The sequence below is a fragment of the Sphingopyxis sp. KK2 genome, from assembly GCF_001990265.1.
GTDB lineage: Bacteria > Pseudomonadota > Alphaproteobacteria > Sphingomonadales > Sphingomonadaceae > Sphingopyxis.
In genome coordinates, this window is sequence record NZ_LYVN01000009.1 from 1 (window position 1) to 21,598 (window position 21,598).

The 21,598-nt window shown below is 65.3% G+C and carries 19 protein-coding genes; 9 read left to right on the plus strand and 10 right to left on the minus strand.

Annotated elements, in window-relative coordinates; genetic code table 11:
• A partial coding sequence (locus tag B1A78_RS02605; RefSeq protein WP_077145456.1) for an iron-containing alcohol dehydrogenase occupies positions 1–1,057 on the minus strand: 1,057 nt, incomplete at its 3' end.
• Positions 1,054–2,391 carry an MFS transporter gene (locus tag B1A78_RS02610; protein ID WP_077145457.1) on the minus strand — a complete coding sequence of 446 codons (1,338 nt, stop codon included), beginning with the start codon at positions 2,389–2,391 and terminating at the stop codon, positions 1,054–1,056. The genes B1A78_RS02610 and B1A78_RS02605, both read right to left, overlap by 4 nt.
• A 267-nt stretch (positions 2,392–2,658) precedes the next feature.
• On the opposite strand from B1A78_RS02610, the gene B1A78_RS02615 reads away from it, so the two are divergent.
• On the plus strand, positions 2,659–3,498 hold the full coding sequence (locus B1A78_RS02615) for a hypothetical protein (protein WP_077145458.1): 840 nt from the start codon (positions 2,659–2,661) through the stop codon (positions 3,496–3,498).
• A 5-nt stretch (positions 3,499–3,503) separates the two neighbouring features.
• On the opposite strand, the gene B1A78_RS02620 is transcribed toward B1A78_RS02615, so the two are convergent.
• From B1A78_RS02620 to B1A78_RS02630, 3 genes are read right to left on the minus strand one after another with little or no spacing between them, the layout of a single operon-like run.
• Entirely contained in the window at positions 3,504–4,922 is a 1,419-nt protein-coding gene (locus tag B1A78_RS02620) for an FGGY family carbohydrate kinase (protein WP_077145459.1), read from the minus strand.
• Complete coding sequence (locus B1A78_RS02625; RefSeq protein WP_077145460.1) at positions 4,915–6,318, minus strand: FAD-binding oxidoreductase; 1,404 nt, start codon at positions 6,316–6,318, stop codon at positions 4,915–4,917. The genes B1A78_RS02620 and B1A78_RS02625 overlap by 8 nt, the downstream gene beginning before the upstream one ends.
• Position 6,319: 1 nt before the next feature.
• Complete coding sequence (locus B1A78_RS02630) at positions 6,320–7,873, minus strand: glycerol-3-phosphate dehydrogenase/oxidase (RefSeq protein WP_077145461.1); 1,554 nt, start codon at positions 7,871–7,873, stop codon at positions 6,320–6,322.
• A 65-nt stretch (positions 7,874–7,938) separates the two neighbouring features.
• On the opposite strand from B1A78_RS02630, the gene B1A78_RS02635 reads away from it, so the two are divergent.
• A complete protein-coding gene (locus B1A78_RS02635) occupies positions 7,939–8,856 on the plus strand; it encodes a LysR family transcriptional regulator (RefSeq protein ID WP_179101957.1) in 918 nt (305 codons plus the stop codon).
• Here B1A78_RS02635 and B1A78_RS02640 read toward each other — a convergent pair.
• From B1A78_RS02640 to B1A78_RS02650, 3 genes are all read right to left on the minus strand, one after another.
• Positions 8,802–10,811, minus strand: coding sequence for an alpha-glucosidase (locus tag B1A78_RS02640; protein ID WP_077145463.1), 2,010 nt, complete (start codon positions 10,809–10,811; stop codon positions 8,802–8,804). The genes B1A78_RS02635 and B1A78_RS02640 overlap by 55 nt on opposite strands.
• A 215-nt stretch (positions 10,812–11,026) precedes the next feature.
• On the minus strand, positions 11,027–13,357 hold the full coding sequence (locus B1A78_RS02645) for a TonB-dependent receptor (protein WP_077145464.1): 2,331 nt from the start codon (positions 13,355–13,357) through the stop codon (positions 11,027–11,029).
• Between the two features lie 638 nt (positions 13,358–13,995).
• Positions 13,996–14,361: a hypothetical protein gene (locus B1A78_RS02650; protein ID WP_256837431.1), complete on the minus strand. Its 366-nt coding sequence runs from the start codon at positions 14,359–14,361 to the stop codon at positions 13,996–13,998.
• 87 nt (positions 14,362–14,448) lie between these two features.
• Here B1A78_RS02650 and B1A78_RS02655 point away from each other — a divergent pair, with 87 nt between their 5' ends.
• Genes B1A78_RS02655 through B1A78_RS02665 form a run of 3 tightly spaced genes read left to right on the plus strand, consistent with a single transcriptional unit; the run spans position 14,449 to position 16,499 of the window.
• Complete coding sequence (locus tag B1A78_RS02655; protein ID WP_077145465.1) at positions 14,449–14,922, plus strand: hypothetical protein; 474 nt, start codon at positions 14,449–14,451, stop codon at positions 14,920–14,922.
• Positions 14,922–15,413 (plus strand): ImmA/IrrE family metallo-endopeptidase, encoded by a 492-nt coding sequence (locus tag B1A78_RS02660; RefSeq protein ID WP_077145466.1) that lies wholly within the window; start codon positions 14,922–14,924, stop codon positions 15,411–15,413. Before B1A78_RS02655 ends, B1A78_RS02660 begins: the two co-directional genes overlap by 1 nt.
• Before the next feature lie 15 nt (positions 15,414–15,428).
• Positions 15,429–16,499 carry a hypothetical protein gene (locus B1A78_RS02665; protein ID WP_144037653.1) on the plus strand — a complete coding sequence of 357 codons (1,071 nt, stop codon included), beginning with the start codon at positions 15,429–15,431 and terminating at the stop codon, positions 16,497–16,499.
• Here B1A78_RS02665 and B1A78_RS02670 read toward each other — a convergent pair.
• Positions 16,491–17,111, minus strand: a complete 621-nt coding sequence (locus B1A78_RS02670; protein WP_077145468.1) for a sce7726 family protein — start codon at positions 17,109–17,111, stop codon at positions 16,491–16,493. The two genes, B1A78_RS02665 and B1A78_RS02670, sit on opposite strands and share 9 nt — an antisense overlap.
• 261 nt (positions 17,112–17,372) lie before the next feature.
• The gene (locus B1A78_RS02675; protein WP_083733758.1) at positions 17,373–18,293 is read right to left on the minus strand and encodes a LysR substrate-binding domain-containing protein; all 921 of its coding nucleotides are present in this window, start codon (positions 18,291–18,293) and stop codon (positions 17,373–17,375) included.
• A 100-nt stretch (positions 18,294–18,393) separates the two neighbouring features.
• Here B1A78_RS02675 and B1A78_RS02680 point away from each other — a divergent pair, with 100 nt between their 5' ends.
• The 4 genes from B1A78_RS02680 (at position 18,394) to kduD (ending at position 21,578) form a co-directional block, all read left to right on the plus strand.
• On the plus strand, positions 18,394–19,158 hold the full coding sequence (locus B1A78_RS02680) for a phytanoyl-CoA dioxygenase family protein (RefSeq protein ID WP_077145470.1): 765 nt from the start codon (positions 18,394–18,396) through the stop codon (positions 19,156–19,158).
• A gap of 11 nt (positions 19,159–19,169) precedes the next feature.
• Complete coding sequence (locus tag B1A78_RS02685; protein ID WP_083733760.1) at positions 19,170–19,820, plus strand: NADPH-dependent FMN reductase; 651 nt, start codon at positions 19,170–19,172, stop codon at positions 19,818–19,820.
• 160 nt (positions 19,821–19,980) lie between these two features.
• Complete coding sequence (gene kduI / locus B1A78_RS02690) at positions 19,981–20,823, plus strand: 5-dehydro-4-deoxy-D-glucuronate isomerase (protein ID WP_077145471.1); 843 nt, start codon at positions 19,981–19,983, stop codon at positions 20,821–20,823.
• A complete protein-coding gene (kduD, locus tag B1A78_RS02695) occupies positions 20,823–21,578 on the plus strand; it encodes a 2-dehydro-3-deoxy-D-gluconate 5-dehydrogenase KduD (RefSeq protein WP_077145472.1) in 756 nt (251 codons plus the stop codon). The genes kduI and kduD overlap by 1 nt, the downstream gene beginning before the upstream one ends.
• The last annotated feature ends 20 nt before the right edge of the window (positions 21,579–21,598 follow it).

Consider the following 21,598-nt stretch of genomic DNA (forward strand, 5'->3'; position numbering starts at 1 on the left):
CCAGCGCGTCCCAGCGCGCCGCGTCGATGCCCCATGCCGCCGGCCCCGGCACCTCGAGTTCGCGGTTGAGTGCCGCCAGTTCGTCGAGCAGCCGCGCCACCGCTGCCTGATCGCCCTCGGCCTCGTCGGCAACGCCCATCGCGCGTGCGCAGTCGCCATAGCGATGCAGCGCCGCGGGTGCCGACCACGCCGTCACCGCGGGCAGCAGCATCGCGTTCGACAGGCCGTGCGGGACGTGGAAATGCGCCCCGATCGGGCGGCTCATCCCGTGGACGAGCGCGACCGAGCTGTTCGAGAAGGCGATCCCCGCCTGCGTCGCGCCGAGCATCATCGCCTCGCGCGCTGCCGCGTCCATCGGGTCGCTGCACACGCGGCGCAAATTCGGCGCCAGCGCGCGCATCGCCAGCAAGGCCATACCGTCGCTGAACGGGTTCGCGCGCTTCGACACATAGGCTTCGATCGCATGGACCAGCGAGTCGATGCCGGTGTCGGCGGTCAGCCTTTTCGGCTTGGTGAAGGTCAGCTCATAATCGACCAGCGCCGCGATCGGCAGATAGGCCAGCCCCGGGCACAGCATCTTCTCGTCGGTCGTCTCGTCGGTGATGATCGTGAAGCGCGTCGCCTCCGACCCCGTGCCTGCGGTCGTCGGGATCGCGATCACCGGCAGCCCCGGCGCGTCCTGCACATGCGGCGCTTTATAGTCCGCCATCGCCCCGCCGAACCGGCCGAGCAAGGCAATCGCCTTCGCACTGTCGAGCGGGCTGCCGCCGCCGAAGCCGACGACGCAGTCGTGGTCGCCCTCCTTCAGATAGGCGACCCCCGCATCGACCGACGCCACCGTCGGGTCGGGCACCGTCTCGGCAAACACCCGCGCCGCAATCCCCGCCGCCGCTAGCCTATCGACCAGTTCGGCGACGCGCCCGCTGCTCGCCAGATACCCGTCCGTCACGACCAGCGGCCGCGCTAGCCCCAGCGACGCCAGCACCTCGGGCAATTGCTTCGACGCCCCGCCGCCGATGCGGAAGATGCGGGGCAGGGCGATGCTGGCGATACTCAACTGACCATCTCCTCACGGATCGTTTGGCGCGCCATCCAGAACAGCGCAGAGGCGAGTGCGCCGAACAGGATGAAGATCATCAGCGACCAGCGCACGCCCTCCGCCGACCCTAGCCCCATCGGGCCCGAGAGGAAATCGCTGACCGCGCCGACGCCGAGCGGGCCGAGCCCGAGCCCGAGCAGGTTGATGATGAACAGCAGCACCGCGACCGCGGTCGCGCGCGTCTGCGGCCGGACCAGCCCCTGCACCGCGGCAAAACCCGGCCCGTACCACAAAGTGTTGAGCACCGGCGGAAAGGCGAACATGATGAGGGCGAATACCGCTGAATCCGTGAGCAGCCCGGCGATGTAAAAGGGGATGCCGAGGAAGGTCGAAACCGCGGGGATGGCGACATAAGCGCGCAGATCGCGTGCGCCATATTTGTCGGCGAGCTGCCCGCCCATCCACGTCCCGAGCGCGCCGGTCAGCCCGAGTACGATGCCGAGCGCGACGCCGAGAAACCCCGTCAGCCCCAGCCCGAAATCGCCCGCGATCACCGTCAGCTCCGCGGCATGGTTGCGAAAGAAGAAGGGCGCAAGGAAGGCCGCGGCGCCATAGCCGATGAACGCCTTGATCGCGGCGGCGAAGGCGATCAGCCAGAAGGTCCGCTTGCCGCGGATCTCGGCCATCGCGGTCCTGAAATCAGGCCGCGAGGCCTTCAGCGCGGAAAGGTCGGCATCCATCTGCTGCCGCCGCGGTTCCTTCAGCGTCGCCCAGGCGATGATCGCCATCAGTACGCCGGGCGCGCCCGCGACGAGGAACGCCGTTCGCCAGCCGTACGCGTCGGCAATCAGCCCGCCCATCGCCAGCCCGAGCAGCCCGCCCAAGGGGATGCCGAGCGAATAGAAGGCGAGCGCCGAGGCGCGCTTCTCCTTCGGCGTATAATCGGTGATCAGCGAATGCGCCGGCGGCGTGCACCCCGCCTCGCCAATCCCCACCCCAATCCTGCACAGTACGAGCTGCACGAAATTCTGCGCAAAGCCGCACGCGACGGTGAACACGCTCCACAGCCCCGCCGCCACCGCGATGATCCGCGGCCGGTCGCCGGTCTCGGCAAAGCGCGCGATCGGGATGCCGAGCACCGTATAGAAGAGCGCAAAGGCGAGCCCCGTCATGACGCCGAGCTGCCAGTCGGCCAGATGCAGCTCATTCTTGATCGGCTCGGCGAGGATCGAGACGATCTGCCGGTCGAGGAAATTGAGAATGTAGATGATCAGCAGCACCGTCAGCGCATAGCGGCGATATGCGGGCGACACCGGCGGAACGACGGGCAGGGTGGGGGCTTCGGTGGTCATCTCATCCTCTCGACTATGTCTTTATAGTTCACGCGGAGACGCGGAGACGCGGAGAAGAATTTTTCGCGCAGAGCCGCAGAGTACGCAGAGGAAAAAATAGGCGGCGAAGCCGCCATTTTCTGTCTCTTTTCTCCGCGCCTCCGCGTCTCCGCGTGAACCAAATCTCTGCGCCCCCGTGTATCTGCGCGAATCCCTTTCTCCATTGGCCAAGGCCGATTGACTCCCTCTCCTGACACGATATGACAGCGTTGTCTGAAGGGAAAGACCTTGCCCGAATTGCTCGTCCTCCAGTCGGTTTGGGGCCTCGATAAATGCCCCGGTTTCGACATCGAAAATCGCCTCGACGAAGCGCTTGCCCAAGTCATCGACGCGGGCTTCGACGGCGTCGGGGTCAACCTTGCCCGCACCGCGCGCACCGACGGCGTCGCGCGCGCCATGAACCCGCTCGGGCTCGCATGGGAAGGGCAGGTGCTCGTCCATGACGCGGGCCAGCTCACGCATTGGATCGGCGAAGCCCACCGCCTCGGCGCGCATCACCTCAACGTTCAGATCGCCGGCCCGACCGCCGACTTCCGCGCCGCGCTCCGCCTGATCGACAGCCTCGCCGCCGCCGCGAAGGATGCGCCGCTCCCCGTCTGGTTCGAAACCCATCGAGGCCGCCTCACCAACGACCTGCTCTTCACGCTCGAATTGCTCGAGGAGCGTCCCGGCTTTCCGCTCACCGCCGACCTGTCGCACTATCCCGTCGCGGGCGAGATGGAGCTGCCGCTCCGCGACGACCAGCTCGCCGCGATCGAGACGATCCTCCAGGGCAGCCACAATTTCCACGGCCGCGTTTCGACGACGCATCAGGTGCAGGTCGCGCTCGATGCGCCGCAGCATCAGGCTTGGCTCGACCAGCACATCGCCTGGTGGCGCCGCGGTTTCGAGCTGTGGCTCGAACAGGCGCGCGCGGGCGACGCGCTGACCTTCATGTGCGAGCTCGGGCCGCCGCCCTATGCGATCACCGCGCCCGACGGCCGCGAACTCACGAACCGCTGGGACGAGGCGCAGCGCATGCGCGATATCGTGCGCGGGCTGTGGCGCGAGGTCGCCGGCAGCGCCTGAGCCCATCACGGCGCGACCGCATCCCGCCAGCGCGAAAACGCCGCATCGGCCGCATCGCGCGACACCTTCGGCAGAAACTCGGCATCGTACCGCGCGAGCCGCTTCAGGTCGCTCTCGCCGAACAGCCCTGCGCCCATGCCCGCCGCCAGCGCGGCGCCATAGGCGCTTGCCTCGCGCACCGCATGCCGCTGCACCGGCCGCTGCAGCGCATCGGCCTGCAACTGCATCAGCGTATCGCTCGCCGACAATCCGCCCGCGACCGGCAGCGCCTCGGGCACCGGCAGTGCCGCGGCGATCACCTCGGCAATCTCGCGAAAGCGGAACGCGATCCCCTGCAACGCCGCGCGTGCGACCTGTCCCGGCCCGTCGGCAAAGCTCAGCCCCGCGATCAGCCCGCGCGCCTCGAACTGCCCATGCGGCGCGCCCATGCCGGCCAGCGACGGGCGCACCACGACATTGCCCGCATCGGGCACCGAAGCCGCCGCCGCTTCCATCGCCGCGGGCGACGCGAATAGGCCAAGCCCGCCGCACAGCCACTCGATCATCGACCCGGTCGTGATCACCATGCCCTCGACGCAAAAACGCGGCTTGCCGCCCGCGAATGCCAGCGCCTCGGCGGGCATGCTGCTGTGGATCGTTTCGGGCACCTCGCCGGTCCCCGCCATCAGCACCCCCGACGTGCCATAGGTCGCCTTCCAGTCGCCGCGCTCCAGCGCACCATGCGCGACCATCGCGGCCTCCTGATCGGCGATCAGCGCGGTGATCGGAACGCGCGCTCCAAGCACGGCGGGATCGCTTGTCGCAATCGCGCCCCAGCTTTCGACCTGCGCCGGAAACATAGTCGCGGGCAGGCGCTGGTGCGTCAGCAATGCCGCATTCCAGCCCGCGCCGGTCGCATAATCATAATAGCCCGTCAGCCACGCCGCCGACGCATCGGTGACATGCGCACCGCTGAGCTTATAGGTCAGCCAGCTATCGAGCGTCCCCCATTGCAGCCCGGCTGGATCGCACCCCGACAGCGCAATCGCGGCAGGCAGCTTCGCCGACGGCACCTGCGGCCAGCCGGTGAACCCCGCCGCGCGCAGCTTCTTATATTCGTCGATTCCGCGCAGATCGCTCCATACCAGCATCGGCGCGACGGGCTCGCCGGTGGCGCGATCCCACAGCACGATGCTCGCGCGCTGCGTCGTCACCCCGATCGCCGCAACATCGGCGATGCTACGCCTCGCCGCCGCCAGCGCGCCGTCGATGACCGCTCGGCAGATCGTCCAGACCTCGGCGGCATCCTGCTCGACCATCCCAGGGCGGGGGAAGCGGCTTGCGATCGGCCTCTTGTCGACGCCCAGCACTATGCCCGCCGGATCGACCAGCATCGCGCGCGCGCCCGTCGTGCCCGCATCGAGTGCGAGCAGAAGCTCAGGCATCGGGTATCAGATTGCCCGGGTTCATGATCCCCTCCGGATCGAGACAATTCTTCAATTGCCGGAGCAACGCAACGCCGCTCTCGCCGAGGTCATGGTGCAGATACGGCTTGCGCAGCCGCCCCGCGCCATGGTGGTGCGCGACCCCGCCGCCATGTTTTGCTGTCGCCTCCATGATCGCGCGCCAGCTCGCGAAATAGGCGGGTTCCATCTTCGCGCTGTCCTCGAAAGTCGCGGCGAAGCTGAAATAGAGGTTGATACCCGACCGATAGACATGGCTGCTGTGCGCCGACGCGTTGATCACGCCGGGGATCGCGTTGAGCGCCGCGATGCTGTCGTCATAGATCGCGCCGATCTCGCTCCAGCGCCCCGAAATCTCGACCGTGTCGGCGACATAGCCGCGCTCGAACATGTCGCGCCAGCTCGGCACATGGTTGCGCTTTTCGATCCACTGCTTCGCCGCCATCGGATCGCCAGCTTCGAGGCCCGCCGCGCCGCAAATCTCGTGCATCGCCGCCAGTTCGGCATCGACGCGCGCCTTAGGCCCTTCATGGACCATCAGCAGCATCGCCTTGCCATCGCGTTCATAGTCGCGGAACAGCCGCCGTACCTCGCGCCCATCATACTGCCGCATCACCGGCGGGCGCCAGTCGGCGCGGACGATCTGTCGCTGCGCCTCGAAGCCCGCGCGCATGTCGTTCGCATAGAAGATGCTGTAATCGCGGTGCGGCGCCTTCGCGCGCAGCGAAAAGGTCACGCCGGTTATGACGCCCATCGTGCCCTCGGCGCCCATCAACAAATGGCGCAGATCCGGGCCAGCTGCCGCGCGCACCGCCTTGCCCAGCGTCACCAGTTCGCCGTTCGGCAGCACCGCCTCGATCGAATGGATGATGTTCTCGATATTGCCGTAAGCGGTCGAGAACTGCCCCGACGCGCGCGTTGCGACCCAGCCGCCGACGCTGCTGATCGCGATCGACTGCGGCCAGTGCCCGATCGTCAGCCCGTGCGCCGCGACCGCTTCCTCGGCCTCCATGCCGTTGAACCCCGCATCGAAGCTCGCGAGCAGATCGTCGCTGTCGATATACCGCACGCGGTTCATCGAACTCATGTCGAGCAGGATGGCATCGGGCGTCGGTTCGATCCCGCCGCACACTCCGCTGCCGAGGCCATAGGGGATCAGCGGCACGCGCTTCTCGGCGGCGAGCCTCACAATTTTCTGCACATCCTCGACCGACTGCGGCCGCACAACGCACCCCGGTGCTGCCACCGCTTCGCCGCGCCAGTCGCGCAGATGCTTGACCGCCCATTGGTCGTAACGCCGCGCATTCAGCGCGTCGGCATCGCTTGCGACGCGGTCGGCGCCGACGGCGCTGGCAAGGGCTTCGGTTATCGAACGCATTTCACTCTCCCAAAAGCCTGCGGCTTTCCTCGTTGATCTGTCGGCATCGTGCGATCTGGCCCGCCTTCGTGGCGTCATCCCAGCCGAGCAGCGCACCCATCACATCGGCCGCGGGTGCAAGCGCCGCGAGGCCCGCTCCGTCGTCGAACCAGGCACGCGCGCTCCGGCGCACCCAATAATCCTCCAGCGTCGACGCACCCTCATGCGTCACCGCGCGCGCCGCCTCGGCGGCGATATCGCCGCCCGCGATCACGATCTCGTTCGCCTCGTCGCCATAGAGACCTGCGAGCCGCTCGGCCGCCAGCGGATCGAGTCCGGCCAGCCGCAATTCGCGCGACCCGCCGGGCAACGGCATCTCGGCGGTCGAACAGGGCCGCGCGGTCGTTCCCAACCGCTCGACCACCAGATCGACGACGCGCTCGGCCATCGCGCGATAGGCGCTGAGCTTGCCCCCCGCGATCGACACCAGCCCGCCGGGCGAGGTCCAGATTTCGTCCTTGCGCGATACTTCGTTGGCCTTTTTCCCCGGCTGCGCGATCAGCGGCCGCACCCCCGACCACAGCGACACAATCTCGCCATCGCGGATCGGATCGACGTTCAACGCCGCCTCGGTCGCGCGCAGCAGATAGTCGATGTCATCGCGTGTCGGCGCGGGCCAGTAATCACTGCCGTCGTGGAACACGTCAGTCGTGCCGATGTACGTGAACGCCCCGCGCGGCACCGCGAAGATGCTCCGCTTGTCGGGGGCGCGAATGATGATCGTCGAATGGATCGGCAACCGCGCGCGCGGCAGCACCAGATGGATGCCGCGGCTCAGCGACATGCGTGCGTCGCCTTCGCCCGCTTCCAGTCCGCGCACCGCGTCGACCCACGCGCCCGCCGCGTTGACGACCAGCTTTGCCTTGATCCGCGCGCCCAGCCCATCGTCCAGCGTCGATGTCGCGACCAGCCCGTCGCCCGTCAGTTCCGATGCCGCCGCATGATTGACGACCACCGCGCCCGCGCCCTGCGCGCTGCGGATATTCGCGAGCACCAGCCGCGCATCGTCGGTCAGGAATTCGGGATAGAGCACCGCCCCATTCAGCCGGTCGGTGCGCATCAGCGGCTCGCGCGCCTGCAATTCGGCGAGCGAAATCACCTCATGCTTCTCGGCCTCGGGCACCCCGCCCAGTTTCTCGAAGGTCCACAGCCCCGTCCGCAATTTCGCGGTCATCGCCATGTTCGTCGTCGGGATCAGGAAGGGCGACAGCCGCGTCAGGTGCGGCGCGATCCGCCGCAAGATCTGCCGCTCCGACGCCGCTTCCTTGACCAGCGCGATATCGCCCTGCGCCAGATAGCGAAGGCCGCCATGGATCATCTTCGAACTGCGGCTGCTCGTCCCGCTCGCATAGTCGCGCGCCTCGACCAGCGCGACCGACAGCCCGCGCATCGCGGCGTCGCGCGCGATCCCCGCGCCGGTGATCCCGCCGCCGATCACCGCAAGATCGAACGTCCGCGATTCCAGCTCGGCAAAGACCTGGCGGCGGCGCCGCGCGTCGAGTTGGGTGCTGCTCATCGCTTCACGCTATGCGCATCACGGCGGCATTGGTATTGCAAAACAGGAATGATATGGTGCGCGGCATGAACCTCCGCCGCCTCCGCCATTTCGACACACTATATCGCCTCGCGAGCTACGCGCGCGCCGCCGACGAACTCGGGCTGACGCAGTCGGCGCTCACCCGCTCGATCCAGAAGCTCGAGGAGGAACTTGGCGCCACGCTCTTCGACCGCACCACCCATTATGTCCGCCCGACGAGCGACGCCGACCGGCTGATCCGCTCGGCGCGCGACGTCATCGCCGCCTCGGCGAACCTCGAACAGGAAGCGCGCGGGCTCGGCCAGCCGAGCGGCGGAACCGTCGCGGTCGGCAGCGGCCCCTATCCGTTGCAACCCTTGCTCACCGATGCGATCGCGCGCTTTGCCGCAAGCCACCCCGGCGTGCGTGTCACGGTCACCGGCGGCCCGTCCGAACAGCTTCTCGAAACCCTCGTCGACCGCCGCCTCGACCTCGTCGTGTGCAACCGCGCCAAATTCGCCTCGTCGGGCCATGCCGACGAAGTGCTTTGCATCCCGCTCCCGCCCGAGCCCTTGATGCTCGTCTGCGCATCCGACCATCCGCTCGCACGGGGGCAGGGCGACAGCGCCGATTTCCCTTGGGCACTCCCGCGTCCGGCACCGGGCAGCAATTTCCCGCGAGCGCTCCGTACCCGCTTCGCCGCGGGGCAGTTCCCCGATTACGAGCTCGATTCCACCGCCGCCTGCCTCGACATGGCGGCGAGCGGCCGCGCGATCACCGTCGTTCCGCAGCGCCTTGCGATCCGCAGCGGCCTCGCGATGATCGCGCTCCCGTCCTCCGAAGTCACCCGCGACGCCATCCATCTCCTCCGCAACCGCAGCCGCAGCGCGCTCGTCGCCGCGTTCGTTGCGGTGCTGAAGGCGGTGGCTCAGGCCGAGGGGATTCCGGTGAACAGCGCCGCATCGGCCGATCCCGCGCGATAGAAGACCGGCGGCTCGCCGAACGGCGCCGAGACGGTGACATCCTGTCCGCCGCTGTAATGGACGCCCGACCAGACATGCACCCAATCGGCCCCGGCGGGCAGATAGGTCGTCCACTCGCGCTTGCCCGCCGCGATTACCGGCGCGACGAGCAGGTCGGGGCCGAGCAGGTAGCTCGTCTGGATCGCATAGGTTTCGGGATCGTCCTCGAAATGCAGGAACAGCGGGCGCTGCACCGGCAGCCCGTTTTCCGACGCCTCCTTCGACAGCTTCCGCAAATAGGGCGCCAGATGCGCATAGATCCGCGTCATCTTCGCAAAATGGGCGAGCAATTCGGGATCGTCGTCATATTGCACATTCTGCCGCGGCCTATTGCCCTCATGCGTGCGGATCATCGACGTGAACGCCGACATTTCGGCCCAGCGCATCGCGAGTTCGGCATCGCGCGTCGTGTCGAACAGGCTGGTATAGCCGCCGCAATCGCTGTGATGATGCGCGTTGCCCAGCATCCCCGCCGACAGCGCGGCGCAGATCACCGTGCCGATCCCGTCGTGGCGCGAAAAATCGACCGCCTGATCGCCCGCCCACAGCATCGGGCAATGCCCCTGAACGCCGGTCGCACCCGATCGCATGAACACCATCATCTCGCCCGTCTGGCCGCGCCCGGCGATGCCCTTGGCGTTCACTCCGCCCCACAGCGCCGGCCAGCGATTATGCGCGGTCATCCCGCTCTCGCCATTCGCCAGCCGCACATCGACGGGCAGATACTCGCCGAAGTCGGCCATCCAGCCCGACAGCCCGAAGTCGATCATCTTCTCGCCGATGATCGTGTCGGCGAACCACGCTGCGGCCGCCGGATTGGTGAAGTCGACATGCCCGCAATCGAACTCGCCAAAGTCAATGATATAGGGCTCGTCCTTGTCTGGACGCATTACCATGAAGCCCTGCGCCGCGGCCTCGGCATAGAGCGGGCCGTCGACCGCCAGATAGGGGTTCACATAGCCGAGGAAGCGAATGCCGCGTTCGCGCAGTTCCGCGATCCGTGCGGGCAGCTCGGGGTAGCGTTCGGCGTTCCACTGCCAGTCCCAGAACAGCCGATTGCCGAAGCTGGTGATGCGCAAGCCCACCCAATCCTCGCACCACAGCCCCGACACCGCGACACCAGCATCTTCATAGGCTTTCAGCCGCGCAAAACTGTTGTCGCCGTCCTTCAGGCCGATCACAGCACCCTTCAGCAACCATTCGGGCAGCGGCGGCTGGCGCCCGAAGCGCTCCGACAGCGCGGTGACGAGCTCGGTGAAACGCGGCCGCGCCCACAGTTCGATCTTCGCGGGAATTTCCCAGACCTCGACCTCGTGATAATCCTCGTCGCGGAAATCGAACGCGGAGTAGGCAAAGCTGTCGACATGCAGCGCGTAACGCCGCGAACTCACATAGGTCGGCTGCGGATAATTGGTGTGGGCATAACTGCCGCCGCCGCCCTTGCGATGCGCCTCGACCTGCCGGAATAGCTCGGACGAGGGATCGCGGCCCACGCCGGGCTCGCTCGACCACAAGGGGAAATGCCGCCCGCGCAGGTCGAAATAGGAGAATTGCTCGCCGCCGCCCCACACATGCTCGCCCGCCCCGGCGGGCACGCGCAGCCACAGTCGGTTGAGCGTCGCGTCGAGCGCCGTCAGCGCGATCGCCGCATCGTCGCCATCGCCCGACACCGTCGCTTCGAGCAACCACGCCGACCCCGCGGCCTCGGCGAAGCGCAGCACATCGCCGTCACGCTCGACGTGCCGCAGGGCGATCCGCTCGATCACCTCCTGCGCGACATCGAAATGGCCGAGCTTCGAATGGACATGCGGCACCCCGCGCCCGACCGAGAAACAGGGGGCGCCCTCGCTGTGCGTCAGGATCGCCTGCCCGCCGAGGCGGAGCGCAAAGCCGGTGTCGAGCGCGTCAAGCGCCATGGGGGAGGATCCTTTCCAAGCCTTCATAATATCCTCCCTGTCGCGAAGCGATGGGGAGGGGGACCGCGCGCCCATAGGGCGTGGTGGAGGGGCCGCGACGTTGCTCAATCGCCCCTCCGTCGGCGGCTAGCGCCGCTGCTACCTCCCCATGGCTTCGCCACAGGGAGGAAAGAGGAGCCCCCGCCGCGACGTGCGCGGCGGGGGCAGGGGGTGGGTCAGAAATTCACGCGGCCGGTGACGCCGACATAGCGTTCGGCGTCGCGCGGGGTGATCTGGCGCATGAAGCTGGTGCCGTTCGGGATGCGCTGGATGACGAAATGCTTGTCGGTCAGGTTCTTGACCAGGAACGACAGGCTGTATTTGTCGTCGTCGGTACGCACCGTGATCCCGGCGTCCCAGATCGCATAGGCGCCCTGAAAGGCGTTGGGGTTCTGGTTGATGTCGAACTGGGTGCGGCTCTGGTACGCCAGCGAGCTGTTCAGGTCGACGTTGAACCCGTCGATGTTCAGCGGCAGGCGCCAGTCCATCGTCACCGTGCCCTTGTACTTGGGGGCAAAGGGCAAGGGCTTGCCGTTGATCGCGGCGGCGCAGGTCACCGCGGCGCCCGGCGGGCAGATGAACTGGTTGATATGCGCGTCGGTATAGTTGAGGCCGCCCGACAGCGAGAAATTGTCGGTCAGCGACGCGTTGAAGTCCATCTCGATGCCGCGCGTCGACACGGTGCCCGCGTTGGTCAGGCGGGTGACGACCTGCCCGGCGACCAGGTCGAGGAAGTTCGCCTGGTAATTGTCGTATTTGGCATAGAAGCCCGCGATGTTGACCGTCAGGCGGCGGTCGAACAGCCGGGTCTTCAGGCCGACTTCATAGGCGTTCGACGTTTCGGGATCGATGCGGCCGGTGTCGCGCGCCTGCATGTTGAAAAAGACGTTGAGCGCCGGGCCCTTATAGCCGCGGGTGTACATGCTGTACGCCATGATATCGTCGCTGAGGTCGTACTGCAGGCCGGCATTGCCCGACCAGCCGCTGTCCTTGATCGACCCCGAAGAGGTGAAGCCCGGGTTCACGCCCGGAAAGGCGGCCGCCGAGGTCGAGACGCGGATGAAGTCATAGCTGACCTTGTCGTTGGTGTGGCGCAGCCCGGCGATCGCGCGGAAATCGTCGCTGATGTTCGCGGTGAGCTGGCCGAACGCCGAATAGCTGGTCAGCTTGGTGGTGAAATCGGCATTGCCCTGGTTGGTGACATAGGTCGACGACCCCGCCGCGCACGGCGTCAGCCCGTTCACCGTCGGCAGCGTCGATGCGGTGCAGGCGGTCACGGTGCGGTTGAAGAAGTCGACCTCCTTCGTCTTGTAGAAATACAGGCCCGCGACATATTCCAGGAACTGCGGGCCGGTCGACGCAAGGCGCAGTTCCTGCGTGAACTGGTCGAACTTCAGGTCGCCGCGGTCGTGCGAGCGGACGTCACCCGACGCGGTGCCGGTGTTGACATAGGTCGGCGCATCGGAACGGAAATCGCCGTCGCGCTGCTGGTAATTATACCAGTGACGATAGGCGGTGATCGAGGTGATCGACGCCGCGCCCAGGTCGATGTCGACCTGCGCGGACACACCGCTGTTCTTGTCCTTGGTATAGGGGTCGAGGTCGTTGTCGATGTCCTGGTTCTTGCCGTCGAGCGTCAGCGGCGCGAGGCTGGGAATGAACACCGCATTGTTGAACGCCGAGGAAAAGACGGTGCCGATGCTGTCGGCAAAGCCGTCGTCGCTGTTCTTCGAATAATCGGCGATCAGCGTGACCTTCACCGCGTCGGTCGGTTCGGCGATCAATTTCCCGCGCACGCCCCAATGCTCATAGCCGTTGACGCGGTTGCCGTTGAACACGTTGATCGCATTGCCGGCATATTGCGACCAGAAACCGGTGAGCGAGGCCTTCAGCCCGTCGCTCAGCGCGCCGCCCAGGCTGCCGCGGATGCGATATTCATTGCCTTCGTACCAGGCCGCATCGACATAGCCGCCGAAGGCGTCGTCGGGCTCGCGGGTGACGATGTTGATGACGCCGGCGCTGGCATTCTTGCCGAACAGGCTGCCCTGCGGCCCGCGCAGCACTTCGATGCGCTCGACGTCGAGGAAGTCGGAGGTCTGCTGGCCGGTGCGCGCATAGACGACGCCGTCGATGACGGTCGACACCGAGGGTTCGACCCCCGACGAGAAGCTGATCGTGCCGACGCCGCGGATCGACAGCGCCGAATCCTTGTTGGTGTTGCCCTTGCGGAAGGTCAGGGTGGGGACGCGCTGGAACAGCTGCTCGGCCGAATTGACATTGGCGCGTTCGAGCTGGTCGCCCGACACCACGGTGATCGCGACCGGCACGTCCTGCAGGTTCTGGGCGCGCTTCTGCGCGGTGACGATGATCTCGGTGCCGCCAAAGGCGCTGTCGTCGGCCTGCGCTTCCTGCGGTGCGGCGTCCTGCGCCGCGGCGGGCGCGGCGATCAGTGCCAGCCCCAATGCGGTGGTGAATGTCAGATACGCTTTGGCTTTCGACGAAACCATGTTCAGATCCTCCCTAGATGCGCTGTCGTCCCATATGTCAATCAATTCAATTGACAATCATGAGCCGACCCAATGCGCGCAATTATTTTTGTGGTCCAATAGAGAAATGTCGCGATGTCATGTCCGAATGCTATGGCTTGCAGGACAGTCGGAGCGGCAGGTTCGGCGCTCTGGCTCGCGTGTCGACCTTGTCATCGGCAATCCTTCCCTCGTCGTGGCGGATCGCTCGTCCGCTTCGACATCAGGCCGCGCACTTCAAGTCGCGTGCGGCCACGAATCGACCGGCCGGCGCCATTGCCGGTCAGTCCTGCACGGGATGCGCGTCAAATTCATTGCAGTCTAATCGAGAAATGTCGGGTTGTTATGTCCAAATGCTATGACTTGGTCGCTGGCTGCTACTGACCGAAGTCGACGCGCCTGGGCGGTCCGCACGACGTCCGAATGGATGGAAAACCATTGTTCCGGATGCGCGGTATCATCGACCGATTTCGGTCGTTCAGTTGGATCACTAAAGAGCTGGCGTTGATCTATTTGCCAGAACTGGTCGATTTCGGACCGACCGCTTGTCGATGCGAGTCGCGAATGACGGATGCGGGAGCGCCGATCGGCCCGCTACGACCGCAATCGACCAATTTCAGCTAGGACGGATCGGTCGGCGGAAAGCGCAGTGCGGCGGCGATCTGTGCTTCGGCCGCGGTTGCTTCTTCGACGAGCAGGCGCAACGCCTTGGCGGTGTCTGCCAACAGTCCGTCACCAAGAGGCCGCTCGCCATTGACGAAACGGCGGATGGCCCGCTCGTCTATGCCAAGTCGCCGCGAGAAGGCCGTGGTGCCGCCAAATAGTTGGATGCAATAGGCAAAATGCTCGCGTCGCTCGTCCGCTGAAAATGAAGCGGTCATTGTTTCCCCTTTTCGTTCGCTGCCGGGGCCATAGGCCATCTTGCGGATGCGGCGCAATCGACCAACGCTGGCCGGTTGCCGCTCATGTCTCAGTTCGGCGATCACTCGCTAATCGGATGAATAAATGCTTCGCTTTTCCGGGCAGACATGCTGATTGGCGGCTTTGGCATAAGATAAGCCGGGAGGGGACGGATGAGCAGGAAAAGTGGTGCCGCCGCCAACAGGCGCGCGGGGCCGTTTGAGGTTAGCGCCGCGGCCTTTGTCGGCGCGTCCATGGGCGGAGTGATCGTGTGGTTCGGACAGGCGGGATCATTTCGCATTACGCCCGAGGGCATGGACTATGCGGACTTGGCGGCAATTCTACTGACGGCCGTCGGCGTAATCGTGGCCATCTTCGCTGGCGTGCTCGCGCTCGCAGCGATCTGGGGCTTTAATCAACTCAAAAGAGACGCCGTGGCGGCGGCCGAGGTCGCAGGATCAACTGAAATTAGGGAACAGATTGAGAACGGAACTATCAAGGACTATATAGCTGCGGAAGTTGGCCGTCTCGCGGATGAAGAATTCAAGTCTGAGCGGATGGACCAGCGGATCAAAAATCGAGTGGACGCGGTGGCATTTGGCCGACCGGATGCTGATCGGCTGCTCGAAGAGGAAGGAGATGAGTAATGAGTCCCGAGTGGAACCTTCTACCGCCGGAGGTTCGCGCCCGTATTCAAGAGTTCCAGGACGTGCCCCCCATCCGGCTACCCGATTTGGCGCGCGCTCTCGGTGTATCCGTGAAAGCAGCGACCTTGGCGCCCGGAATTTCCGGCGAGATCCGTCCGGCTGAAGGAGGCAACGGGTTCGTCATTCGCATCAATCGCCATGATCCTCCCAAGCGGCAGCGCTTCACCGTCGCGCACGAGCTCGCGCATTTTCTGCTTCACCGCGACGAAATCGGTGCGGGCATTGAGGATGACGTTCTGTATCGCTCGAACCTTTCCGATCGGCGCGAGCATCAGGCCAACCGGTTGGCTGCCGATATATTGATGCCGGATGTTCTCGTGGGGGAAGCCAGGGAGGAGGCCGAAGAAATCGGTGTTGGAGATGTCGTACTGCATCTCGCCGAGATTTTTGGCGTATCTGAGGCAGCTATGCGGATCAAGGTCGAGCGCTAAAGGGGGAATAACAGAGTGGCACTGCGTGAATGGAATCAGATCCCCTACCTCCCGATGCTATCGCTGCGACCAGCGGAAATGCGTGCGCTCGAAGAATTGCCGAACCTGACAAAGGATCGCCTGCTCCCAATTGTCCAACTACGCCCGTGGGTCGGAGCTCACCGACTGGAGAATGCGACCGACCGGATACGTGAGGCTTATGGGGAAAGGCCCGTTATAGTCGCGATGGGTGAACGCGAGCCCCCAAATGAGCGGCCCGTCCATGCCCAGCTCGAGGAGTTGCGCGGACCGGCATTCGGCTTCAGAGCTTGGTGCGAATTTTTTCGCGCCCACGAAAATTACATCCCCGCCATACAATATTCTCCCTCCATCGCGGACGAAGAGGCGCAAATCGCAGAACTCTACGCTCTTGATCGCGGGCTCGTCGTGATCATCGAGCCGCCGGCATTTCCAGCGATCGGCGTGATCGCGGCTCGTGTGGGCGCCAGGACGGAAGGAGGGCAAGGCGTCTGTTTCGTCCTCGACTTCGGTTTCGCGGGCCGGGACCATCTGGAAGTCGCCGCGCGTGCAACGGGCTACATCAACACGATAAGGGCCAGCGCCGCGGCAGCATTTGTATCGCTATCCGCATCCTCATTTCCGGATAATTTTGTCGGGCTTTCTGATCAGCCGATTTATGAGCGCCGCCTGTTCGATACGATGCCGGCGCTCGGCAATCTCATCTATGGCGATCGCGGTAGTGCGCGCGTCGAGCGCCAAAGCGGCGGCGGTGGTTTGCCTGCGCCGCGGATCGATTATCCGATGTTCGACGCTTGGAATTTTTATCGGTCCGACACCATCACGGGTTTTCCGGGTTACAGGATTCAAGCCGAACGGCTCATTGCGACCGAGGCCGAGGGCGTGTGGAATCCCCGGCTGAGGGTCTGGGGAACGCAGATGATCGAACGAACTGCCGCCGGCGACATGTCTGCGATTGGCAGCCCTCAGAAAGCGACGGCGGCAAGGATCAACCTTCACTTGCAACGACAAGCCTTCTACTATGATCCCGGTTCGGCAGAAGACACCGATGAAGATTGGTCAGGCTGAGGCGGCGACGAGCGCGTCTTGTGCGGCGAGCCAATGCGACCAGCGGTCTTTTCGGTGCGATGCCCACCGCTTGGCCTGGTCACGGCTCTCTGAAAAACGACTGAGCAGCGGCAAATCCTCCGCGCAGATCGCACGGCGCCCGACTGTGTCCCAGAACTGTCGGCTGGTCGGGCCGTACCGCGCGATCATTGCTTCGGCATAATGCCGTTTACGCCGCTCCGATTGAGTCAAGACGTCGAGCAAAGCGTCGGGACCCACGTTATTTTGATTTCCGACGTGAAGCACGGTGACATCTCCGCGCTTGTCATATGTCCACAATGAAGCGCCCTGCAGGTCATCAAACTTGAGATTTTTCAGATGCGACGGTGCTACGATCGCCACAGCATGGTCGAAATAGCGCGCGTAAGCATGCATCTGCGACGGAAGGCGGCGAAGCGAATCCCGCGCAGTTTTTATTTCGAACCCGATAACCGTGTCCGCAAACACGACCAGATCGGCGCGTACGCCGCTACTCCCCAGCGAGAATTCTGCCGTCACGACGGGCTTTCTACGCCGACCGTTCATCTTGCGAACATAGTTCAAGGTCGCGGCTTTAACCTGTGCTTCGTCCATGAACGCTCCCTCTATCTTCGCGCTTTGGATTAATCAGCTGCCCTGCGTCAAGCTAGGGTCTGTTTTTCCGTCACGGCCGCGACACTTCTGCCCCCTACGTCTGAGCGTCAGCTTTCAGGCACCCGTCACGCGGCCTGCTGTGACCGAAATCGGGCGCATCGCCGCCATGGCTTCTGTCGATCGAACGTCCGCCATCGACTGTCGGTCATTCGAAACCCGTCGTCACGAAATCCGCCCCGCTGCGGATATCCGCAAAACCGTTTATTTCGACGCCACCACCCGCTTCACATGCGCGAGGCACGCCTCGGTCTCGCGCGCGATATCGGCGTTGAGCCAGCCGACGATCTCGGGCGTCGGCCCGATGTCGGGCTCGAGCAGCGCGAAATCCAGATAGACGGGCGGGGCGATCGGGCGGACCGCGACGCCCAGCCGGTGAAAGCGCGGGGCGCTGAACGGCTCGGCGATCGTCACGCCCAGCCCGGCTTCGACGAAAGCATATAAGATCTGCGAATGCTGTGTCTCCAGCCGCCGCGATACGCTGATCCCCGATTCCTCCAGCGCCGTATCGATCCCGGTCCACAGCGCGTCGGCTTCGTGCATCGGGCCGACGAATTCCTCGCCTGCCAGGTCGGATATTGCCAGCTTCCTGCGCGCGGCGAGCGGATGGTTCGCGGGCAGGATGCAGACATATTCGGCGCGCGCGAGCGGGGTCGACCGGACGCCTTCGCGCCCCTGCATGTCGACGCCGACGCCCAGGTCCGCCTGCCCGAGAAACACCCGTTCCTCGATCGCGCGCTGGCCGAGCGATTCGACGATGATCTTGATGTCGGGATAGAGGATGCGAAAGCGCGCGATCACCGCCGGCAATATCGCCATCGCGATCGCGGCCAGCGCTGCGATCCGCACCGTGCCCACCGGATGCGCGCGGATGCGCCGCGCCGCCTGGTCGAGCAGGTCGAGCCCGGCGTAGCTGCGCCGCACCGCTTCATACAGCGCCTGCGCCTGCGCGGTCGGGTGGATGCGCGCGCCGCGCCGGTCGAACAGCCGGAAACCGACCGCGCGCTCGAGGTCGGCGATCAGCCGGCTCACCGACGGCTGGCTGATGTTGAGCATCGACGCCGCGGCGGTGATGCCCCCGCTCATCATGACGGCGCGAAACGCCTCGACCTGTCTCATTCGCATAGGTCATAGTATAGACGTATGATCGGCCGATGCAATTCGATTGGATACGATGGATGATGTTGCGCTACGTGGCACCTTAGCAAACATCGGGAGAGAGAAGATGGATTACACGGCCCAGCGCGAGCAGTTCGCCAACGAAGGCTATGCGGTCTTCGAACGCATCCTCGAAGGCCCGCTGCTCGACCTGCTGCGCGCCGAATGCGGCCGCGTCATCGACCGCGAAGATGCGCGCCTCGACGGTCTTGGCGTCGAGGTCGACGGCATCAGCCACAAGGGCAAGCGCTATTTCGCCGGCGAATGCCAGCGCCAGCAACCCGACCTGCGCACGATGCTGTTCAGCGACACCATGGCCGACGTCTGCCGCGCGACGCTCGGCGACGACGCCTATTTCTTCTACGACCAATATGTCGTGAAGGGCGCCAGCGAAGGCATGCCGTTCAGCTGGCACCAGGATTCGGGTTATGTCGTCGGCAACGGCGGCCCCGCCGATCACAAGCCGTACCTGACTTGCTGGTGCACGCTCGACGACACGACGGTTGCCAACGGCACCGTGCGCATCCTGCCCTTCTCGCAGGTACCCGATACGCGGAACGGCATCGTCCCGCACGTCCGCCAGCCGGGCAGCAACGACCTCGTCGGTTACAGCGGCGAAGCCGAGGGTGTGACGCTCGAGGTTCCGGCGGGCAGCATCGTCGCCTTCTCCAGCCTCGCGCTCCACGCGACCGGATCGAACACCACGCCGAACATGCGCCGCGTCTATCTCGCCCAATATTCGCCCGAACCGATCCTGAACCCGGGCACCAACCATCTGCGCCGCAACGCGATCGCCTTCCTGCGCGGCGGCAACCAGGTCACCTTCAACTGAGGAGTCCCGCGATGATCGAACGGCCCGTCACCTCCGCGCGTCCGCGCATCGTCGGCCTCGGCGGCAACGCCACCCCCGGCGGGTCGGCCGAAGGCCTGCTGCGCCACGCGCTCGCGCGCTGCGCCGCCGAGGGCGCGGAAACGATGCTTTTCGCCGGGCCGGCGATCGACCTGCCGATGTATGCGCCGCACCGCAGCGAGCGCGACGCCAAGGCGCAGGCGCTGATTGCGGCGCTGCGCGGAGCCGACGGCATCATCATCGCCTCGCCTGGCTATCACGGCACCGTGTCGGGGCTGGTCAAGAACGCCCTCGACTATGTGCAGGACATGGCGGGCGACGAGGCTCCCTATTTCGACGGCCGCGCGGTCGGGTTGATTGCGGTGGCGGGCGGCTGGCAGGCGACGGGTTCGACGCTCGCGACCTTGCGCTCGATCACCCACGCGCTGCGCGGATGGCCGACCCCGATGGCGGTGACGGTCAATTCGGGACAACCCGTTTTCTGCGAAGAGGGGCGGGTCAACGACCGCAGCACCGCGTCGCAGCTGGAAATCATGGCGCAGCAGGTCGTGCTGTTCGCCAATATGCAGGCGGTCCACGCATCCGCGGGCAGCCGGCGCGACCTCGACGCGATCCACTGCATCTCCGAGCCCGTCGCCGCCTGAGCGCCGGCTTTCCGGTGGAAAGATCGGGGGAGGGCGATTTCGGCTCCGATCCGCTGTCAGCCATTTCCGTTCGCCGCTCTGGCGATCTTGATCTTGACACCGGTTACCTTGCGCCGTAGCTAGGCGAGCAATCACCAACATATATCGCGAGGACGCCCCCATGTTCGCCAAGACCTTTTACGCCACCCATCCCGTGATGATGGAGGAGGTGTCGAACGCCGAACTGCGCGATCGCTACCTGATCCAGGACTTGTTCCGCACCGGTGAATGCGTCCTCAACTACACGCACGCCGACCGCTTCGTGATCGGCGGGGTTGCCGTCGGTTCGGCGCCGGTGAAGCTGCCGGCGCAGACCGAGCCGCCGTCGGCGGCTGGCCACCCGTTCCTCGAACGTCGCGAGATGGCGATCGTCAACGTCTCGTCGGTCGAAGGTACCGTGACGGTCGATGGCGAGAGCTTCACGCTCGGCAATAAGGATTGCCTCTATGTGACGATGGGTGCGACCGATGTGACCTTCGCGGGCGAGGGCGCGCGCTATTATCTGGCGTCGTGCCCGGCGCACAAGGCGTTCACGACGCGCAAGCTCGGCATCGCCGACGCCAATGCGCTCGACCGCGGCAGCCTCGCCGAGTCGAACGAGCGCACCATCTACCAGCTCGTGATCCCGGGTGTTTGCGACAGCGCGCAGCTCGTCATGGGGCTGACCGTGCTCAAGGAAGGCAGCGTCTGGAACACGATGCCGCCGCATATCCACGAGCGCCGCAGCGAGATTTATTTCTATTTCGAACTCGACAATGTCGATACCGACCGCGTGATGCATTTCATGGGCGAGGGCGAAGCCACGCGTCACATCGTGATGCAGAATGAGGAAGCGGTGATTTCGCCGCCCTGGTCGATCCACATGGGCGCAGGTACCAAATCCTATGCCTTCATCTGGGCGATGGCGGGCGAGAACCAGGACTATACCGACATGAACGTCCTCGACATCTGCCAGCTGTCCTGATGCCCGGCCTGTTCGATCTTTCGGGCAAGGTCGCGCTGGTCACTGGCGCCAACACCGGCATCGGGCAGGGCATCGCGCTCGCGCTCGCCGAGGCGGGCGCCGACATCGCCGCTGCCGGACGCTCGGCCGCGACCGAGACGGTCGACAAGGTGCAGGCGCTTGGCCGCAAGGCGGAGAATTTCAGGGCCGACCTGTCGAGCGTCGCGGCGGTGCAGCCGCTCGTCGATGCGGTGCTCGGCGAATTCGGGCGGATCGACGTGCTGGTGAACAACGCCGGCATCATCCGCCGCGCCGACGCGGTCGATTTCACCGAGGAAGATTGGGATGCGGTGATGGACACCAATCTCAAGACGCTCTTCTTCCTGTGCCAGAGCGTCGGTCGTCACATGATCGCGCGCGGTTCAGGCAAGATCGTCAACATCGCGTCGATGCTGACCTTTCAGGGCGGCATCCGCGTGCCGAGCTATACTGCATCGAAATCGGGCGTCGGTGGGCTGACCAAGCTGCTTGCCAACGAATGGGCGGCGGAGGGCGTTCAGGTCAACGCGATCGCGCCGGGCTATATCGCCACGAACAACACCGCCGCGCTGCAGGGCGACGAGACGCGCAACCGCCAGATCATGGAGCGCATCCCGGCGGGGCGCTGGGGTGATCCCAAGGATATCGGCGGCGCCGCCGTTTTCCTCGCGTCGAGCGCGTCGGACTATGTCCAGGGCCATATCCTCGCGGTCGACGGCGGCTGGCTCGCGCGCTAGCATCGAACAAGGACCGCGTC

Bases quoted from the DNA above. Each gene is read 5' to 3' on its own strand.
- B1A78_RS02685 (WP_083733760.1), top strand. From the start codon at position 19,170: ATGATCGAACGGCCCGTCACCTCCGCGCGTCCGCGCATCGTCGGCCTC.
- B1A78_RS02635 (WP_179101957.1), top strand. From the start codon at position 7,939: ATGAACCTCCGCCGCCTCCGCCATTTCGACACACTATATCGCCTCGCG.
- B1A78_RS02670 (WP_077145468.1), bottom strand. From the start codon at position 17,111: ATGGACGAAGCACAGGTTAAAGCCGCGACCTTGAACTATGTTCGCAAG.
- B1A78_RS02610 (WP_077145457.1), bottom strand. From the start codon at position 2,391: ATGACCACCGAAGCCCCCACCCTGCCCGTCGTTCCGCCGGTGTCGCCC.
- B1A78_RS02645 (WP_077145464.1), bottom strand. From the start codon at position 13,357: ATGGTTTCGTCGAAAGCCAAAGCGTATCTGACATTCACCACCGCATTG.
- B1A78_RS02630 (WP_077145461.1), bottom strand. From the start codon at position 7,873: ATGAGCAGCACCCAACTCGACGCGCGGCGCCGCCGCCAGGTCTTTGCC.
- kduI (WP_077145471.1), top strand. From the start codon at position 19,981: ATGTTCGCCAAGACCTTTTACGCCACCCATCCCGTGATGATGGAGGAG.
- B1A78_RS02640 (WP_077145463.1), bottom strand. From the start codon at position 10,811: ATGGCGCTTGACGCGCTCGACACCGGCTTTGCGCTCCGCCTCGGCGGG.
- B1A78_RS02680 (WP_077145470.1), top strand. From the start codon at position 18,394: ATGGATTACACGGCCCAGCGCGAGCAGTTCGCCAACGAAGGCTATGCG.
- B1A78_RS02620 (WP_077145459.1), bottom strand. From the start codon at position 4,922: ATGCCTGAGCTTCTGCTCGCACTCGATGCGGGCACGACGGGCGCGCGC.
- B1A78_RS02675 (WP_083733758.1), bottom strand. From the start codon at position 18,293: ATGCGAATGAGACAGGTCGAGGCGTTTCGCGCCGTCATGATGAGCGGG.
- B1A78_RS02655 (WP_077145465.1), top strand. From the start codon at position 14,449: ATGAGCAGGAAAAGTGGTGCCGCCGCCAACAGGCGCGCGGGGCCGTTT.
- B1A78_RS02660 (WP_077145466.1), top strand. From the start codon at position 14,922: ATGAGTCCCGAGTGGAACCTTCTACCGCCGGAGGTTCGCGCCCGTATT.
- B1A78_RS02625 (WP_077145460.1), bottom strand. From the start codon at position 6,318: ATGCGTTCGATAACCGAAGCCCTTGCCAGCGCCGTCGGCGCCGACCGC.
- kduD (WP_077145472.1), top strand. From the start codon at position 20,823: ATGCCCGGCCTGTTCGATCTTTCGGGCAAGGTCGCGCTGGTCACTGGC.